This is a genomic window from Nocardioides daedukensis (assembly GCF_013408415.1).
In the GTDB taxonomy this organism is placed as follows: Bacteria; Actinomycetota; Actinomycetes; order Propionibacteriales; family Nocardioidaceae; genus Nocardioides; species Nocardioides daedukensis.
This window is the reverse complement of sequence record NZ_JACCAA010000001.1, coordinates 3,684,158-3,701,695: the sequence shown is the minus strand read 5'-3', so window position 1 is coordinate 3,701,695 and position 17,538 is coordinate 3,684,158. Positions and strand designations below refer to the sequence as shown.

The following is a 17,538-nucleotide window of genomic DNA, read 5'->3' as shown; positions in this document are numbered from 1 at the left end:
TCACGACACCCTCGCCACCTCGCACCCGCGGCGTGTAAACCACCACCCGACCCACGGCGTGCAACTAGCGTGAGGACCCATGTGGTGGACGAGCAGACGGCAGGCGCGATGAACGCCCCTGCGCGTGGCCTCGACGCGGACGCAGCCGTCGAGGAGCTGTACGCCGCCCACTGGCGCTCGCTGGTCCGGCTCTCGGTGCTCCTGGTCCGTGACCAGGGCACGGCCGAGGAGGTCGTCCAGGACGCCTTCGTCGCCATGCACGGACGGTGGCGCAGGTTGCGTGAGCCGGACAAGGCCCTGGCCTATCTCCGCCAAGCGGTGGTCAATCGCTCCCGGTCCGTGCTCCGGCACCGCAAGGTCGTCGAGCGCCACATCGAGCGCGAGGCCGGCGCGTCCGCGGCCGACAGCACCCGGATCACCGAACCGGGTGCCGATCACGGTGTCCTGGCCGGCGAACGACGTACGGCCGTGCTCGATGCCCTGGCCGGGTTGTCGGCACGCCAGCGCGAGGTGATGGTGCTGCGTTACTACCTCGATCTCTCGGAAGCACAGATCGCAGAAGCCATCGGCATCAGCCGGGGTGCGGTCAAGAGCCACGCGTCGCGTGGCGCAGAAGCGCTGCGCAGGCAGCTCTCGACATTCATGGAGGAGGAACGATGAGCTCCCACAAGACCCCCGACGGCGGGCAGGGACCCCTCCGCCACGAGCAGATTCGCTCACTGATGGCCGATGCCGTCAGCGACGTCGAACCCGATGACCGGCTGGACGCGATCCGCAACGCAACCAAGGTGACGTCGCTCAGCAGTCGACGTCCCTGGCTCTACGGCGTGGCCGGGGCAGTCGTCGCCACGGCGGCCACGATCACCGCGGTGGCCGTGCTGGGCAATCCTGCCGCGAAGGACGCCTCGGGGCCGGACCCGGCGAACAGCCCGACGGTGCAGGCGACCGATGGCTCGTCCACCGGCCCCTCCCCGAGCACTCCGTCACCGAGTGACCCGACCCCGGACGGCACCGACACCGGCGCTCCGGTGACCAGCGCGATCCCCGTCTACTACGTCGGTGACACCGCGCGCGGGCCCCGACTGTTCCGCGAGTTCCACAAGATCAACAGCACGAGTGCGACCACCAAGCTCCGAGGATCGCTCCAGGAGGCCGTTGCCGGGCAGCCGATGGATCCCGACTATGACCAGCCCTGGCCGTCCGGGACTGGCGTGGATGAGGTCGAGGCCGGTGACATCTCCGAGGAGGTGATCACGGTCCGGCTGAGGAGCGGCGAGACCTCCCTGAGCGAGCGACCCAGCGGGCTCGATCCCGAGGACGCCGAGATGGCCGTCCAGTCCCTCGTCTACACCGCCCAGGCCGCGGTGGGTGCGGGGCGCCACCCGGTCCGGGTCCTGATCGACGGCGAACCTGCCGACATGGTGCTCGGCGTCCCGGCCCCCGGGCCGCTGACGAATGCACCGGTGCTCGACACCCTGTCCCTGATGAACATCACCGCACCGCGGGAGGGGATCACCGTCGACGACGTGTTCACCGCCACCGGGGTCAACAACGGCTTCGAGGCGTGGGTCGGCTGGCAGGTCGTCGACTCCGACGGCAAGGTCGTCGCGGACGGCTTCGGCACCGCTGACGGCTGGGCCCAGGAGAAGTTGTTCGCGTGGAAGGTCGAGGTGGACGTGTCCTCGCTGGCTCCGGGCACCTACACGTTCCGCGCCCACAACGACGATCCCACCGGCGGCACCGAGGGCAGCGGCCCCGACGAGGACACCCGCACGATCAAGGTCGAGTGAACCCGACGCCTGCTGCGGGCATTCCGCCGCGGGCCTCCCGGCCGGGGCGCACCGGCACCGACTCGACGCCGTACACGATCGAGCTCTCCCGGAAGCCGTGATCCGCGGGGTCCTCGACGGCCAGCTGCATGTCCGGGAAGCGTTTCGACAACGCCGGGAACGCGATCCGCAGCTCCATCCGGGCGAGCTCCGCGCCGACACAGCGGTGCAGGCCGTGGCCGAAGGCCAGGTGCGACCGGGACGACTCGCGCTCGGGGTTGAAGTCCTCGGGCCGGTCGCCGAACGCGCCATCGCGGTTGACGCCGGGGATCGAGACCAGCACGACGTCGCCCTTGTGGACCTGCTTGTCGCCCACCATCACGTCCTCGCGGGCGAAGCGCGGGAAGGCGACCTGGACCACCGAGAGATAGCGGAGCAGCTCCTCGACGACGGGGTCCACCAGCTCCGGCTCGGTGCGGAGCCGGTCCCATGACTTGCGGTCGTTGAGCAGGACTGCGGTGCCCATGGCGAGCATGGAGGCGCTGGTCTCCATGCCGCCGTTGAAGACTCCGTCGGCCAGGCCGGCCAGGTCGTAGTCGTTGATCTCGTCGCCGTGCTCGCGGATGATCTGGCCGATCAGGCCGGGGCCGGGCTCGGCGCGCTGTCGGCGGGTGGCCTCCTTGAGGAACTCGCGCGACTCGGAGATGGCACCGAGGGATCCGACGCCGCCCTGGGAGACGTCGAAGCGGGCGGTGCCCAGCTCCATGAACGTCTGCCGGTCGTGGTCCGGGAGGCCGAGCAGCTCGCAGATGACCAGGAACGGCACCGGGAAGCCGAAGGTCGGCACCAGGTCGACGACCTCGCCCGCGGCGGCGATCTCGTCGAGCTGCTGCTCGACGATCCGCTCGACCATCGGGCGCATCCGGGCAAGCCGGCGCATCGTGAACTCGGGGGTGATCAACCTGCGCAGCCGGGTGTGGTCCGGCGGGTCGGTGAAGCCGAGGCCGCCGATGTCACCGTCCGCGGCACCTTTGCTGCCGACGTAGGGACGGATGTCGGTGCTGTAGGACGGGTCCTGCAGGACGGTGCGGCCCTCGTCGACGCCGGTGACCAACCAGACGCTCATCCCCATCATCGAGGTCAGGTGGTGGACCGGCTCCTGCTCGCGGATCTCGGCGAGCCTGGGCTGTGGGTCGAACCCGTCGCGCCGCAGCGGCCAACCCAGGGACTCGGGGATCCGGTCGAGCCGGGAGAGATCGATGTCCGGGCTCGGAAGGATCCGGAGCAGCACCCCACGCACTGCTCCGAGCACCCGCCGCTTGATCTGCGTCATACCCCCAGCGTTCCAGATCTGCGGCGGTTCACACATCGGGGATCGCCCGGATCTGTTGCTCAACCCCAGCGAGTGGTGCGCGCCAACAGCGCGGACACCGCGGCGACGCCTGCGGTGGAGGTGCGCAGCACCTCTGTGCCCAGTCGGACCGCGCGCACACCTGCCGCGTCGAAGAGATCCAGCTCCTCATCACTCACGCCGCCCTCGGGGCCGACGACCAGGGCGATGCGGCCCGACTCGGGCACGGCCACCGAACGCATCGGGGTCTGTGCACCCTCGTGCAGCACCAGCGCCAGGTCGACACCGGCGAGCAGGTCGAGCACGGTGGCGGTGTCGGCCAGCGGACTCACCTCGGGAAACCAACTCCGCCTGGCCTGCTTGGCGGCCTCACGTGCCGTGGACGCCCACTTCGCGTGCGACTTCGCCGCGCGCTCACCGCGCCAGACCGCCACCGAGCGGGCCGCGGCCCACGGCACGATCACCTGCACCCCGATCTCGGTCAGCACCTCGACGGCGAGCTCACCCCGGTCTCCCTTGGGCAGCGCCTGCACCACGGTGACGTGGGGCGTCGCGGGTACGGCGTACGCCAGCTCGTCGATGCGCACGGTGAAGACCCGCTTGCCGGTCGAGACCACCTCACCCGGCGCGGAGCTCCCGGCGCCGTCGGTGAGGACCACCCGTTCGCCGACCTTCAGCCGGCGCACCGCCACCGCGTGATGGGCCTCGTCACCGGTGATCTCGACGCTCGAGCCTGCGGCGACGTTGGCCAGGGACGGGACCAGGTGGACCGGGAGCGACATCAGTGGAAGGCGTCCCGCAACCGCCCGAAGACCGACTTGTGGGTCGGCTGGACGCTGCCGTCGGGTGTCTGCTCGCCACGGATCTCGGCCAGCTCGCGCAGCAGCTCCTCCTGGCGGGCGTCGAGGCGACCGGGAGTCTCCACCACGGTGGTGACGATCAGGTCGCCGCGGCCGGTGTTGCGCAGGCCGGGCACGCCGCGAGCACGCAGGACCTGCTCGGTGCCCGACTGGGTGCCCGGCTTCACCTCGAGGGTGAAGCTGATCTCGACGTCGGAGTCCGTGCCGTCCTCCACGAGGTCGCCCTCGAGGGTCGGCAAGGTCAGGGTGGTGCCCAGCGCGGCTGCCGTCATCGGCACCGAGACCGTGCAGTGCAGGTCGTTGCCGTGCCGGGTGAAGGTCTTGTGCGGGGCCACGTGGATCTCGACGAACAGGTCGCCGGCCGGACCGCCACCGGGGCCGACCTCGCCCTGGCCGCTGAGCTGGACGCGGGTTCCCTCGTCCACGCCGGCGGGGATCTTGACGGTCAGGTTGCGGCGCGAGCGCACCCGTCCCTCGCCCGAGCACTCGCGGCAGGGCTCGGGGATGGTCGTGCCGAACCCACGGCAGGCAGCGCACGGGCGCAGGGTGCGGATCTCACCGAGGAACGAGCGCTGCACCTGGGCGACCTCACCGGCGCCGCGACAGGTCTCGCAGGTGACCGGCTTGCTGCCGGGAGCAGCGCCGCTGCCGGTGCAGGCGTCGCACACGATCGCGGTGTCGACCTTGAGCTCGTGGGTGACGCCGAAGGCAGCCTCCGCCAGCTCGACCTCGAGCCGGATCAGGGCGTCCTGGCCGCGGCGTACGCGGGGACGGGGGCCACGGCCACCGCCGCCTGCGCCACCGCCCTGGCCGCCGAAGAAGGCGTCCATGATGTCGGTGAAGGAGAAGCCGGCGCCTTGGCCGAACCCGCCGGCGCCGCCCATTCCTCCGCCGAAGGGGTCACCGCCGCGGTCATAGGCGGCACGCTTCTGCGGGTCACTGAGCACCTCGTAGGCCATCGAGACCTCTTTGAAGCGCTCCTGCGTCTCCGGGTCCGGGTTGACGTCGGGGTGCAGCTGTCGGGCCAGCTTGCGGTAGGCCTTCTTGATCGCATCCGCCTCCGCGTCGCGGGGCACACCGAGGAGTTCGTACAGGTCGCTCATGAGTCCTTCTTGTCGCTGGGCTCTGGATGGTTGGGTCGTTCGTGGGGCGAGGTCATGCCTCGTCGAGGATCCGGGACACGTAGCGGGCCACGGCCCGCACGCTTGCCATGGTTCCGGGGTAGTCCATGCGGGTCGGCCCGACGATGCCGAGGGAGGCGATGGCCTGGTCCTCGGGGCCGTAGCCGGTGGCCACCACGCTGGTGGCGGCAAGTTCTTGGTAGGGGCCCTCGTGGCCGATCCGGACGGTCACGGCGCCTGCCGAGCCGACCTCGCCGAGGAGCTTGAGCAGGATGACGTGCTCCTCCAAGGCCTCCAGCAGTGGCCGGACGGTGTCGAAGCCCTCGCCGAACCGGGCCAGGTTGGCGGTGCCACCGACTGCCACGCGCTCATCGGAGCGGTGGTCGGACATCGCTTCGACGAGTGAGGCGGCAACGGCCTGCGCTGTCTCGCGGAGATCGGGCTCGGTCTCCTCACCGACGCGGCCCAGGGCCCGGATCGCCTCGGCGATGATCTCGCCGGTTGCGGCGTGGTTGACCGAGGACCGCAGCTTCACGAGCTCGTCCTCGGTGAGCTCGCGCTCGCACTCGACGAGTCGCTGCTCGACCCTGCCGGTGCTCAGGATCAGCACCACGAGCAGGCGGTTCGCGGCCATGGCGACGATCTCGATGTGCCGCACCGTGCTGCGCGAGAGGGTGGGATATTGCACGACCGCCACTTGCCGGGTGAGCTGGGCGAGCAGGCGAACGCTGCGCTGGACGACGTCGTCGAGGTCGACCGCGCCTTGGAGGAAGTTGGAGATCGCGCGCTGCTCGGTGGCGCTCATCGGCTTCACCTTGGTGAGCCGGTCCACGAAGAGTCGGTAGCCCTTGTCGGTCGGGACCCGGCCGGCACTGGTGTGTGGCTGGTGGATCAGTCCCTCGTCCTCGAGGACGGCCATGTCGTTGCGCACCGTGGCCGGTGAGACTCCGAGCTGGTGCCGCTCGACCAGGGCACGCGAGCCGACGGGCTCCTCGGTGGAGACGTAGTCCTCCACGATCGCCCGGAGCACGGCCAGTCGTCGGTCCTCGACCATTCCGGACTCCTTCCGTCGTTGTGCGCCAGCCTGGACTCTGGCACTCCGTTGTCGCGAGTGCCAATCCTACTCGCCTGTCGATGCCCGCGCCGAACCTGCACTTGTTGCGCGTCGACCCGGCAGTTGTTGCGCGTTGAACCTGCAGTTCTTGCGCCCACTAGCCTGAGCACGTGCCCGACTCCCCCGCCGTCCTGACCGAGATCGCCGACCGCACCTGGGTCGCACGTAATGAGTTGATCGACGTGAACCTCACCGTGATCGGCGGCGAGCGCGGGCTCGTCGTGGTCGACACGCTCGCCTCGACGGCGGCAATGGCCACCATGCTCGACTCGATCCGCGCCCTCGGGGCAGGTCAGGTCGTCGGCGTGGTCAACACCCATGCGCACTTCGACCACGTCCTGGGCAACGCGGTCTTCGAGGGCACCCCGATCCACGCGCACGAGGCGACCGCCGCAGCGCTTGCCACCTTCCGCGACACCAGGACGGCGTTCGTCGGGAGTGAGGGTGGGCGGGAGCGTGCGGCCGAGATCGACGCCTCACCGGTGCTCCTGCCGGACCGGACCTTCTCCTCGGCGCAGGTCATCGACCTCGGGGACCGTCAGGTCGAGCTCCTGCACCCCGGGCGCGGCCACACCGACGGCGACGTCATCGTGCGTCTGCCCGACGCCGACGTCGTCGTACTGGGCGATCTGGTCGAGGAGTCCGGCCCGCCGGCCTACGGCCCGGACTGCTGGCCGATGGAGTGGCCCACCGCGCTCGACCTGGCGATCTCGCTGATGACCGACGACACGGTCGTGGTCCCCGGCCACGGCGGCGTCTCCGACTCCGACTTCGTGCACGAGCAGCGCGGGCAGATCGGCGTCGTCGCGGAGACCATCCGGGACCTGGCCGGACGCGGGATCCCGGTGGGCCAGGCCCTGGCCGAGGGTGAGTGGCCCTGGCCCGAGCACCTGCTGGATCAGGCCGTACGCCGTGGCTATGCGCACCTGCCTCGGACCGCCAAGCGATTGCCGCTCATCTGAACTGACCGCGCGGGGTCAACGACTCACTTCGGGTCGCCCTCGGCGAGCAGTCCGTAGAGACGTCGTCGAGTCTCACCGAGGATCTCGGCGGCCTCGGCCCGCTGCTGCTCGGTGCCGACGGTGACCACCTGCCACACGGCTCCCATCACCTGGCCGACGACAGGCATCAGATCGCCGATCCCACCGGCCGCGGCGCGTTCCTCGTCGGTCTCACGGAACGCCCGCCAGGTCGCTGCGAGCTCGTCGGCGTGCGAGTCGACGTACGCCTGCCCGGAATTGGTGAGGTGCAGCAGGCGGCGTCCTTGGGTGTCGCGACCCTCGACCAGACCCTCGTCCTCGAGCTGCTGGATCGTCGGGTAGACCGAGCCGGGGCTCGGCTTCCAGGCTCCTTCGCTGCGCTCGGCGATCTGCTGAATCACCTGGTAGCCGTTCATCGCCTCCTCGGCGAGGACGGAAAGGATGGCGGCACGTACGTCGCCACGTCGGGCCTTGGGTCCGCGTCGGGGCCCGCCACTGGGTGGGCCGCCGAAGCTTCGGACCAGGTCGTTGACCCACGGGGGCGGACCGGGGCGGCCTCGTCCACCGCTCCAGCTTCCCCAGGGATTGTTGCCGCCGGGCCACTGCCCTTGCCATCCGTTCATGACCGACTCCTTCACGGTTTGTTCAAGCGATACATTGACGATATATCGCGATGGTGCTTCGAACAACCGGTTCGGGTGGTCCCGACCACCCCGTCGGCGTGCCTGAACGTGAGCCGGCCGGTGCCCTCCTAGCGTTGGCCCGGTGACTTCCCCCGCTTCTCGTGATCGCTACGGATCCGACGTCCTCCGCACCGACTGGACCGCCCCCAAGAACGGTCGCGCCGTGGAGATGGAGGCCGACCTCGGCCTGGTGCTCGAGGAGGTCAGCACCGACTGGTGCGGCGAGGTCGTCGCCGTCGACCGGGACATCGACACGGTGACCTTGGAGGACCGCCGCAACCAACGACGTACCTTCCCGCTCGGACCGGGATTCCTGCTCGAGGGCAAGCCTGTCATCCTCACCCGGCCCACCCGCCTGAAGACTCCGGCGAAGCCCACCCGCACCGCGTCGGGATCGATTGCCGTGCACGACGCCAAGGCCCGGGTTGCGCGGGCGAGCCGGATCTTCGTCGAGGGCCGCCACGACGCCGAGCTCGTCGAGAAGGTCTGGGGTGACGACCTGCGGATCGAGGGCGTGGTCGTGGAATACCTCGGCGGCGTCGATGACCTCTCCGACCACCTGCGCGACTTCAAGCCCGGACCCGACCGCAAGGTCGGCGTGCTCGTCGACCACCTGGTCAAGGGGTCCAAGGAGAGCCGCATCGCCAGCTCGATCGCGCACTCGGCCGTCGGCAAGCACGTGCTGATCGTCGGCCACCCGTTCATCGACATCTGGGCCGCGGTCAAGCCTGCGCGGCTTGGCATCGAGAGGTGGCCCGACGTCCCGCGCAACATCGAGTGGAAGCACGGCGTCTGCCAGCAGCTGGGCTGGCCGCACCGCAACCAGACCGACATCGCGCGGGCCTGGAAGCACATCCTCGGCGGCGTGCGCGGGTTCCAGGACCTCGATCCGGCGCTGCTCGGCCGGGTCGAGGAGCTCATCGACTTCGTCACCAACTGACGAACCTGCAGTTGTTGCGGCTTGAACCGGCACTTCTTGCGTCAACAACTGCAGGTTGAACGCACCACAACTGTCGGTTCGGCGCACCACAACTGCAGGTTCGGCGCGCAACAACTGCAGGTTCGCGCTCAGACCAGGTCGCGCACCACGGCGTCGGCGAGCAGTCGCCCCGGGGTGGTCAGGACCATCCGGTCGTCCGCGAGCGTGACCAGTCCTCGGTCCACGAGATCGGCCAGCATCCCGCGGGCTGCCCCGTCGAGGACGTCCAGCGGCAGGCCATCGCGCAGTCGCACCTCGAGCAGGATCCGTTCGACCCGACGGGTCTCGTCGTCGAGGACCTCACGCGCCAGGGCCGGGCTCACTCCCTGGGCCAGCCGTCCCGCATAGGCAGCCGGGTGCTTCACGTTCCACCACCGGGTGCCACCGACGTGCGAGTGCGCTCCGGGTCCGACGCCCCACCAGTCGTCGCCCTGCCAATAGAGCATGTTGTGCTCGCAGCGCTGCTCGCGTGAGGTGGCCCAGTTGGAGACCTCGTACCAGCCGAGACCGGCTGCGGACATCGCCGCATCGGCGGCCAGGTATTTGTCGGCCAGGTCGTCGTCGTCGGTCATCGGGACCTCGCCGCGGCGCACCTGCCTGGCCAGCGCGGTGCCGTCCTCGACGATCAGCGCGTACGCCGACACGTGGTCCGGGTTGCAGGCCAGCGCGGCGTCCAGGGACGTCTGCCAGTCGTGCATCGACTCCCCCGGCGTGCCATAGATCAGGTCCAGGCTGACCTGCTCGAACCCCGCCTCGCGGGCCCAGTCCACCACCGCCGGCACCCGCAACGGGTCGTGCGTGCGGTCGAGGACCTGGAGCACGTGCGGCACCGCCGACTGCATCCCGAAGGACAGCCGGTTGAAGCCACCCTCGCGCAGCGCCTCCAGGTCCCACAGCGCCACGCTGTCCGGGTTCGCCTCGGTGGTCACCTCGGCATCGTCACTCAGGCCGAACTCGGCCGAGATCGCCGCCAGGATCGCCGAGACGTCCGCCGGCGGCAGGAGGGTCGGCGTTCCGCCTCCGAAGAACACGGTGTCGACCCGGCGGTCCACGTCACCGAGCACCGCTCGCGCGCGACGGATCTCGGCGATCGCCGATTCGGCGTACGTCGCTCGGGTCACGCCCTCACCGAGCTCGGTGGCGGTGTAGGTGTTGAAGTCGCAGTAGCCGCACCGGACCGTGCAGAACGGCACGTGCACATATACGCCGAACTTGCGCTCAGCGATGCCCTCGAACGCCGACTCCGGCAACGACCCGTCGGCTGGGGCCGGATCACCGGGAGGGAGTGCGGAGGGCATGGCGCCATCCAACCAGCCGGTGGGTCACCCGGGCACGTCGAGGGTCGCGACGTACGTTCCGAGAAGCACGAACGGGTGCCGACGCCATTGGCGTCGACACCCGTTCGAGGGTGATCTGCTGCTGTGGAAACCGCGAGCCTCGCGGGCTCAGGTCCCCAGGGGCCAGATCAGGTGTAGAGCGAGTCGATGACCGACTTGTTGTTCTCCTCGACGACCTTGCGCTTCACCTTGAGCGACGGGGTCAGCTCGCCGGACTCGATGCTGAGGTCGTTGTCGAGGATGACGTGCTTCTTGATCGTCTCCCAGCGGTTGAGTCGACCGTTCAGCTCGTCGACATAGCCCGCGATCATGTCCTTGACGCCCTGCGAGTTGACCACCTCGGTGTAGGACTTCCCGGCCATACCGTTCTCCTCTGCCCAGCCAGTGACCTGGTCCGGGTCGAGGCTGATCAGCGCGACGCAGTAGTTGCGCTCGGCGCCGACCACGAGGAACTGGCTGACGTAGGGGCAGATCGCCTTGAACTGCGACTCGATCGCCGAGGGCGCGATGTACTTGCCGCCGGAGGTCTTGAACAGGTCCTTCTTGCGGTCGGTGATCCTGAGGAAGCCGTCGGCATCGAGCTCACCGATGTCACCGGTGTGCAGCCAGCCGTCCTGCAGCGCCTCGGCGGTCTGCTCGGGCAGGTTGTGATAGCCCTCCATGACGTGCGGGCCGCGCACCAGGACCTCACCGTCCTCGGCGATCTTGAGCTCGGTGCCCGGGAACGGCGTACCGACGCTGCCGATCTTGAAGTGGTCGGGGTGACCCACGGCGGCACCGGCCGCGTTCTCGGTCATTCCGTAGCCCTCGAGGATCAGGATGCCGGCAGCGTTGAACCACTCGGCGATCTCGCGGTTGAGGGCTGCGGAGCCCGAGATGAAGAAGCGGACCCGTCCACCGAAGCGGTCGCGCACCTTGCTGAAGACCAGCTTGTCGAAGAGTCCGTGCTGCAGCTTGAGGCCGAGCGGGATCGACTGGCCCTCACGCTTGCGCTTCTCGACCTCAAGGCCCACGGCGAAGGCCTTGTTGAAGAGCTTCTCCTTCACGCCGCCCTCGGCCGCCTGCATGGTGACGATCCGGCTGTAGGCCTTCTCGAAGATGCGGGGCGCGGCACCCATGAAGGTGGGCTTCACGATGGCCAGGTTGTCGATGATCTTGTCGATCCGGCCGTCGATCGCGGTGGCGTAGCCACACGCCATTTGGGCGGACAGCAGGACCTTGCCGAACGAGTGCGCCATCGGCAGCCACAAGAAGTTGAGGTCGTCCTCCCCGAGGATCTTCTGGCTCGCGATCGCCTCTCCCTCGAAGACCCACGCCCGGTGCAGCAGCCGCACGCCCTTGGGGCGGCCGGTGGTGCCGGAGGTGTAGATCAGGGTGGCGAGCTGGTCGGCGCGGATCGCCTCGGCGTGCTCCACCACGGCGTTCGCGTTCTGCGCCAGGTAGTCGGCGCCGAGTTTCTCCAGGTCGTCCAGGCTGATGATCCAGTCACCATCGGTCTTGCCCTCGAAGGTGACGATCTTCATCAGGTGCGGAAGCTCGTTGCGGTGCTCGACCAGCTTGGCGATCTGGCCGTCGTCCTCGGCGAAGACCACTCGCGACTCGGAGTCGCCCAGGATGTACGCCGTGTCGCCGGCGTTGGTGGTCGGATAGACGGTGGTCGTCGCAGCACCGGCGAGGGTGACTGCCAGGTCGGCCAGGATCCACTCGTAGCGGGTGGTCGAGGCGATGCCGACGCGCTGCTCGGGCTCGATGCCGAGGGCCATCAGGCCGGCGGCAAGGGCGCTGGCGCGGTCACCGACCTGGTTCCAGGTCACCGACTCCCAGTTCTCCCCGATCGGGAATCGGAAGGCCTCCTTGGGCCCTGACTTGTTGACGCGCTCCAGGAACTGGACGGCAACGTTCTTGGGCATCGTGTCGATGAATGATGCGTCGTAATTGATCGGCATGCCAGTAACCTAGATCACTCTTACTCGTCAGTACACGCGATCTCGCCAGACAGTCCAAGAAAATGGGCGATTCAGCCCATCTTTCCGGCTTGGATCCTGGTCCTCAGCGACTCGGCCAAGCCGTCGATCTGAAGCAGGGCGGGCTGGAGATGGCGCTCAGTGGTCAGCGCCCGGAACAGGTGCGTGACGGTGATGGCATGGTCGGGGCGGTGTTCCACGCGGATCTCGTCGCCCACCCGGAAGAGCCCCTCCTCGAGCACCCTGAAGTAGGGCCCCGGTCGTTGGTCCAGGGCGAACCGCTTCACCCAAGCCGTGTCGTCATAGCCGCCTAGACCCATCCAGTTCTTGAAGACGCTGCACGGGATCCGCACGTCGGCCACCTCCAGGAGCACCTCGCCGATCCGCCAGCGCTCGCCCACCAGCGCGGCATTCACGTCGATCCCGGTGGTGGTGAGGTTCTCGCCGAACTGGCCGTTGCGGATCACCGCTCCGAGCTCGGCCTCCCACCGGTCCAGGTCCTCGCGGGCGAAGGCATAGACCGCCTTGTCCGGCCCGCCGTGGTGCACGGTGTCGGCGACGTGGTCACCGTCGATGCCTGTACGGCGTACCCGGACGGGATCGGTGACCGCTCGCTTGTCGATGGCCGTGCGCTTCAGGTTGCCCGCCCAGGCCTCGTCACGAGGTAGGCCGACGCTGATCTGGAGCACGGAAGCAGTCACGCAGCCACCCTTCCAGATCCACCGGGCACTGTCAGCCGGATTCCCGGAGGTTTCGACGACTCCACGCAGCGGTAGGGGTGCGCCATGACACACGAGACCGAGCTCCACCTGCCCAGCGCCGTCCTCTTCTTCGGTCCCGGGCAGCCGGCCCCGACCAGCGCCGCTGCCGCATTCAGCCCGGTCGCGGAATCGCTCGCTGCCGCACTTGCCGACCTGCCCAACGGGGAGCTCCACGTGATCACGGTCAACGGCACCGCACTGCAGGTCGGGTTCTGGGACACTCCCATGCAGAACCGGACCCTGTTCGGCGACCTGGCCACCAGCCCCCTGCGCGACCGCGTCGAGTCGTCCATCGTCGACGGGCAGGCATTCGCCTCGGTTGCCGTGGTCGAGGGGGACATCCGCCCCGCACTCACCCTGCTCTCCCAGATCTGCGGCACCATCCTCGAGGACACCAGCGCCGATGCGATCTGGTTGCCCGAGCAGTCCTTGGTCACCACCGAGGCGATGTTCATGCACGACCTCTATGAGGACCAGATCGAGCGCACCTGGTTCCGTGTCCACGCGCTACGGGTCGGTGGCGACTCCCCCGACGCCGTCGCCTTCACCCGAGGCCTCCGGGTGCTCGGGACCCACGAGCTGCAGATCCGGGTTCCCGGCGAGCCGGCGGAGCTGTTCACCATGCTCACCGAGGCCGTCGCGACCTGCTTGCGTCAGGAGCGTCGACTCGAGCCCGGTGCCGAGATCGTCCTGGGCGCCACGACGTACCGCGCCGTTCCCGGCGAAGACCTCGTCGACGAGGGCGTTGCGATCCTCGATCTGGTGCCTGCCGGCGACTCCGCCGGTGCGCCGCAGGAGCCCCGCAAGAAGAAGGGCTGGTTCTCCCGGCGCTGAGGCCTGGTCTCGGATGCCTAGTCCTGGACGGCCTTGGCGACGGTCACGCAGGTGGTCAGCCAGGCGCGTTCCTGCTCCGTCAGCACCCGGTCTGCGACCACGGCCTCGCGGATGGTCCAGGACGCGTTGTGCACCATCCGGACCACCAACCAGTCACGTGCCCGGTCCTCGTCGAGATCGGCCGCGTCGATGATCGTGTGGAAGCGACGACGCAACCCGTCACGCACGTCCCCGGCGAGCTCGTCGAAGCGATTCCACAGCATCGGCGCCAGCTCGTAGTGCGGGTCGCCGCTGAGCGGCTTCGGGTCGATCGCCAACCAGGGTTGGCGATCCGCGCCGAGCACGTTGGCGTAGTGCAGGTCCGTGTGCACCAGGGTGCCGTCCGTGTCCGGGTCGACGGCGAACGTCCGGCCGAGCGCAACCGCCTGCTCCACCAGACGCCTCGGCACCGGCGCGTTGCGCGGCAGCTCGCCCAGCTGAGCGGTCCACCTGGCGACCTGCGAGGAGAGCGTGGAGAGCTGAGGCGGCGCCGGCAGATGGAGCTGTCGATAGAGGCCGGCCACGACCTCGCACGCCTCCAGGTCCCACAGCTCGGTGAGGTCCTCGCGGTGCAGCCGCTCCAGGAGCATCGCGCGACGGTGCGGATCGGCCCGCAGCAGCTGGACCGCCCCGGTGCCGTGCCAGTGCTGGAGGGCCAGGTGCTCGTGCTCGGACTCGTCGTCGGGGAAGGCCACCTTGAGCACCGCCGGGCGCCGACCGGCCGTGCGCACCGGTAGCACCAGAGCGCAGTACCCATGCATCGGCGCACCGTCCTCGGTGAGCTGCCACTCGGCACACAGCTCACTGATGCGTCGAGGCAGGGCTTCGACGTACGCCGCCCAGTCCGGCCCGCGATCAGCCATCCGGAGTACGCCGTGCGGGATTGTCGGCGCCACGCTCAGCCTCCTGCGACCACGGCGTCGATGAACACCCGGCGCGCGGCGCGCCCTTCAGGAGTGGGCAGCAGTGGGTGGACGTGCGGTGAGCCGGGCGACTCGTGGACGACGATCGAGCCGCCTGCGGCCAGCACGCGGGCTCGGAGCAGGCGTACGTCGGCGAGGGTCATGTCGCGAGTGCCGACCATCACGGTGATCGGGGGCAGGTCCGCCAAGGAGCCCCTGATCGGGCTGACCCGCGGGTCGTCGAGGGGCACGGCTCCGGCCACTGCCCGGGCCATCGGGCGGATCGCCGGACGGGCCAACCACGGGTCGTTCGGCTCGATCAGGTCGATGTCGGGGTTGTTCATCGCCAGGTCCAGCCAGGGCGCCATCACCGTGACCGACGAGACCGGCGAATCCCCCTCGTCGCGGAGTCGTTGGGCGACCAGCAGCGCGAGGCCGCCGCCGGCCGAGTCCCCGGCCAGACGCACCTGCGCGCCGTCGAGCCCGCGCACAACCGCCAGGACGAAGTCGACCATCTCGCCGAGGTCGTGCTGCGGCGCGAGGCCATAGATCGGCGCGTCGACCGGGCACCCGGTCGCGTCCACCAGGTCGGCGATCAGCCGCCAGTGCTGCTTGGCGATCTGCTTCACGTAGGAGCCGCCGTGCAGGTAGACGACGACGGGTCCGGTGGTTCCACTGACCTCGCGGCCGGCGCGCGGCAGCACGCGGTACACCGCGAAGCCGCCCACCTCGCGGCGAGTGACGGCGTACTGCCGGACCAGCCACGCGGGCGGGCTGGCGGAGGTCTTCGGCTGGAGCAGCGTCTGCTCGCCGAGCTCCTCGGTGAGGAAGGAGCGGCGCATGGCGAGCTTCATGAACGCGCACACCGCCCGGGTGCGCAGGCTCACTCCCGGCATGCGCCGACCCTCACTTCTTGGGCGTGCTCTCGGCGGACTGCGTCGTGGAGAGGGCGGCGACGAATGCTTCTTGGGGGACCTCGACGCGGCCGACCATCTTCATCCGCTTCTTGCCCTCCTTCTGCTTCTCCAGGAGCTTGCGCTTGCGGGAGATGTCGCCGCCGTAGCACTTGGCCAGGACGTCCTTGCGGATCGCGCGGATCGTCTCCCGGGCGATCACCCGAGCCCCGATCGCGGCCTGGATCGGCACCTCGAACTGCTGCCTGGGGATCAGGTCCTTGAGCTTGCCGGCCATCATCAGGCCATAGGAGTAGGCCGCTTCCCGGTGCACGATCGCCGAGAAGGCATCGACCGGCTCGCCCTGCAGCAGGATGTCGACCTTGACCAGGTCCGCCGCCTGCTCGCCGGTGCGCTCGTAGTCGAGCGAGGCATAGCCCTTGGTCTTCGACTTCAGCTGGTCGAAGAAGTCGAAGACGATCTCGCCCATCGGCAGCGTGTAACGCATCTCGACGCGGTCCTCGGAGAGGTAGTCCATCCCCTTGAGCTCTCCGCGCTTGGTCTGGCACAGCTCCATGATCGCCCCGATGTGGTCGGACGGGCTCAGGATCGTGGCCCGGACGATCGGCTCGCGCACCTCGGAGATCTTGCCCTCGGGGAACTCGCTCGGGTTGGTGACCTCGTGCTCCGAGCCGTCCTCCATGGTCACCTCGTAGACCACGTTGGGCGCGGTCGAGATGAGGTCGAGGTTGAACTCGCGCTCGAGCCGGTCCCGGGTGATCTCCATGTGCAGCAGGCCCAGGAAGCCGATCCGGAAGCCGAAGCCCAGGGCGCCGGAGGTCTCCGGCTCATAGGTCAGTGCCGCGTCGTTGAGCTGGAGCTTCTCCAGGGCCTCGCGCAGGTCGCCGAACTGGTCGCCGTCGATGGGATAGAGCCCGGCATAGACCATCGGGTTCGGGTGCTTGTAGCCACCGAGCGCCTCGACGGCTCCGCTGTGCTGGGTGGTGACGGTGTCACCGACACGCGACTGGCGCACGTCCTTCACCCCGGTGATCAGGTAGCCGACCTCGCCGACGCCGATCTTGCCGGCCTTGACCTGCTCGGGGCTGATCACGCCGAGCTCGAGCATCTCGTGGGTGGCGTTGGTCGACATCATCTTGATCCGGTCGCGGTGGGTGAGCTCGCCGTCGATGACCCGGACATAGGTGATCACGCCGCGGTAGGTGTCATAGACCGAGTCGAAGATCAGGGCCCGCGCCGGCTTGTCGGCCGCGCCGATGGGCGGCGGGACCTGCTTGACGATCTCGTTGAGCAGGGCCTCGACACCGAGTCCGGTCTTGGCGCTGACCTTGAGCACGTCGGCGGGGTCGCAGCCGACCAGGCCGGCCAGTTCGGCGGCGTACTTCTCGACGTTCGCGCTGGGCAGGTCGATCTTGTTCAGCACCGGGATGATCTGGAGGTCCGCGCCCATGGCGAGGTAGAGGTTGGCCAAGGTCTGCGCCTCGATGCCCTGGGCGGCGTCGACGAGCAGGATCGCCGCTTCGCACGCCTCAAGCGAGCGGGAGACCTCGTAGGTGAAGTCGACGTGGCCGGGGGTGTCGATCATGTTCAGGACGTAGGTCCCGGGGCCGGCCTCGACGTCGTGCTCGACCGCGGCCTCGTCGGTGACCGTCCACGGCATCCGCACGGCCTGCGACTTGATCGTGATGCCCCGCTCGCGCTCGATGTCCATCCGGTCGAGGTATTGGGCTCGGGCAGCGCGGGCGTCGACGACTCCGGTCAACTGCAGCATGCGGTCGGCAAGGGTCGACTTGCCGTGGTCGATGTGCGCGATGATGCAGAAGTTCCTGATGATCGCGGGATCGGTGTGACCAGGCTGCGGCGCGTTCTTGAGGCTCACGTGGCCCTTTCGGACTTGCTTTTGAACAGTTCACTGACCGTGTCGTACGTC

At 69.0% G+C, this 17,538-nt stretch carries 16 protein-coding genes; 5 read left to right on the top strand and 11 right to left on the bottom strand.

All coding sequences use genetic code 11. The annotated features are described in order from the left end of the window. The first annotated feature begins 84 nt into the window (after nucleotides 1-84). Together BJ980_RS18065 and BJ980_RS18060 are read left to right on the top strand one after the other, a co-directional pair. A complete protein-coding gene (locus tag BJ980_RS18065; RefSeq protein ID WP_343047877.1) occupies nucleotides 85-660 on the top strand; it encodes a SigE family RNA polymerase sigma factor in 576 nt (191 codons plus the stop codon). Further along, nucleotides 657-1,790: a Gmad2 immunoglobulin-like domain-containing protein gene (locus BJ980_RS18060; protein WP_179503574.1), complete on the top strand. Its 1,134-nt coding sequence runs from the start codon at nucleotides 657-659 to the stop codon at nucleotides 1,788-1,790. Before BJ980_RS18065 ends, BJ980_RS18060 begins: the two co-directional genes overlap by 4 nt. On the opposite strand, the gene BJ980_RS18055 is transcribed toward BJ980_RS18060, so the two are convergent. The 4 genes from BJ980_RS18055 to hrcA are packed head-to-tail and all read right to left on the bottom strand — an operon-like array spanning nucleotide 1,777 to nucleotide 6,155. Next, nucleotides 1,777-3,102, bottom strand: a complete 1,326-nt coding sequence (locus tag BJ980_RS18055) for a cytochrome P450 (protein WP_179503573.1) — start codon at nucleotides 3,100-3,102, stop codon at nucleotides 1,777-1,779. The two genes, BJ980_RS18060 and BJ980_RS18055, sit on opposite strands and share 14 nt — an antisense overlap. 59 nt (nucleotides 3,103-3,161) lie before the next feature. Beyond that, nucleotides 3,162-3,902 carry a 16S rRNA (uracil(1498)-N(3))-methyltransferase gene (locus BJ980_RS18050; protein ID WP_179503572.1) on the bottom strand — a complete coding sequence of 247 codons (741 nt, stop codon included), beginning with the start codon at nucleotides 3,900-3,902 and terminating at the stop codon, nucleotides 3,162-3,164. Next, complete coding sequence (dnaJ, locus tag BJ980_RS18045; protein ID WP_179503571.1) at nucleotides 3,902-5,083, bottom strand: molecular chaperone DnaJ; 1,182 nt, start codon at nucleotides 5,081-5,083, stop codon at nucleotides 3,902-3,904. Before dnaJ ends, BJ980_RS18050 begins: the two co-directional genes overlap by 1 nt. Nucleotides 5,084-5,135: 52 nt before the next feature. Further along, nucleotides 5,136-6,155 carry a heat-inducible transcriptional repressor HrcA gene (gene hrcA, locus BJ980_RS18040; protein ID WP_179503570.1) on the bottom strand — a complete coding sequence of 340 codons (1,020 nt, stop codon included), beginning with the start codon at nucleotides 6,153-6,155 and terminating at the stop codon, nucleotides 5,136-5,138. A 170-nt stretch (nucleotides 6,156-6,325) separates the two neighbouring features. Between hrcA and BJ980_RS18035 the strand changes: the two genes are divergently transcribed. Further along, on the top strand, nucleotides 6,326-7,177 hold the full coding sequence (locus BJ980_RS18035) for an MBL fold metallo-hydrolase (RefSeq protein WP_343047876.1): 852 nt from the start codon (nucleotides 6,326-6,328) through the stop codon (nucleotides 7,175-7,177). Between the two features lie 23 nt (nucleotides 7,178-7,200). Here the strand turns inward: BJ980_RS18035 and BJ980_RS18030 are convergent, their stop codons facing one another. Further along, nucleotides 7,201-7,818, bottom strand: coding sequence for a PadR family transcriptional regulator (locus BJ980_RS18030; protein ID WP_179503569.1), 618 nt, complete (start codon nucleotides 7,816-7,818; stop codon nucleotides 7,201-7,203). Nucleotides 7,819-7,960: 142 nt separating this feature from the next. Between BJ980_RS18030 and BJ980_RS18025 the strand changes: the two genes are divergently transcribed. Continuing rightward, the gene (locus BJ980_RS18025; RefSeq protein WP_179503568.1) at nucleotides 7,961-8,818 is read left to right on the top strand and encodes a DUF3097 family protein; all 858 of its coding nucleotides are present in this window, start codon (nucleotides 7,961-7,963) and stop codon (nucleotides 8,816-8,818) included. 128 nt (nucleotides 8,819-8,946) lie between these two features. Here BJ980_RS18025 and hemW read toward each other — a convergent pair whose 3' ends face one another. From hemW to BJ980_RS18010, 3 genes are all read right to left on the bottom strand, one after another. Continuing rightward, nucleotides 8,947-10,155: a radical SAM family heme chaperone HemW gene (gene hemW / locus BJ980_RS18020; RefSeq protein ID WP_179503567.1), complete on the bottom strand. Its 1,209-nt coding sequence runs from the start codon at nucleotides 10,153-10,155 to the stop codon at nucleotides 8,947-8,949. Nucleotides 10,156-10,322: 167 nt separating this feature from the next. Beyond that, complete coding sequence (locus BJ980_RS18015; protein WP_179503566.1) at nucleotides 10,323-12,140, bottom strand: AMP-dependent synthetase/ligase; 1,818 nt, start codon at nucleotides 12,138-12,140, stop codon at nucleotides 10,323-10,325. Between the two features lie 71 nt (nucleotides 12,141-12,211). Further along, nucleotides 12,212-12,859, bottom strand: a complete 648-nt coding sequence (locus BJ980_RS18010; RefSeq protein WP_179503565.1) for an MOSC domain-containing protein — start codon at nucleotides 12,857-12,859, stop codon at nucleotides 12,212-12,214. Nucleotides 12,860-12,943: 84 nt separating this feature from the next. Here BJ980_RS18010 and BJ980_RS18005 point away from each other — a divergent pair, with 84 nt between their 5' ends. Further along, complete coding sequence (locus BJ980_RS18005) at nucleotides 12,944-13,753, top strand: hypothetical protein (protein WP_179503564.1); 810 nt, start codon at nucleotides 12,944-12,946, stop codon at nucleotides 13,751-13,753. Nucleotides 13,754-13,770: 17 nt separating this feature from the next. Here the strand turns inward: BJ980_RS18005 and BJ980_RS18000 are convergent, their stop codons facing one another. The 3 genes from BJ980_RS18000 to lepA are packed head-to-tail and all read right to left on the bottom strand — an operon-like array spanning nucleotide 13,771 to nucleotide 17,487. Next, nucleotides 13,771-14,688, bottom strand: a complete 918-nt coding sequence (locus BJ980_RS18000) for an aminoglycoside phosphotransferase family protein (RefSeq protein WP_343047875.1) — start codon at nucleotides 14,686-14,688, stop codon at nucleotides 13,771-13,773. A 2-nt stretch (nucleotides 14,689-14,690) separates the two neighbouring features. Then, nucleotides 14,691-15,590: an alpha/beta hydrolase fold domain-containing protein gene (locus BJ980_RS17995; RefSeq protein WP_179503563.1), complete on the bottom strand. Its 900-nt coding sequence runs from the start codon at nucleotides 15,588-15,590 to the stop codon at nucleotides 14,691-14,693. Nucleotides 15,591-15,600: 10 nt separating this feature from the next. Then, entirely contained in the window at nucleotides 15,601-17,487 is a 1,887-nt protein-coding gene (gene lepA / locus BJ980_RS17990; RefSeq protein ID WP_179503562.1) for a translation elongation factor 4, read from the bottom strand. Nucleotides 17,488-17,538 lie beyond the last annotated feature (51 nt).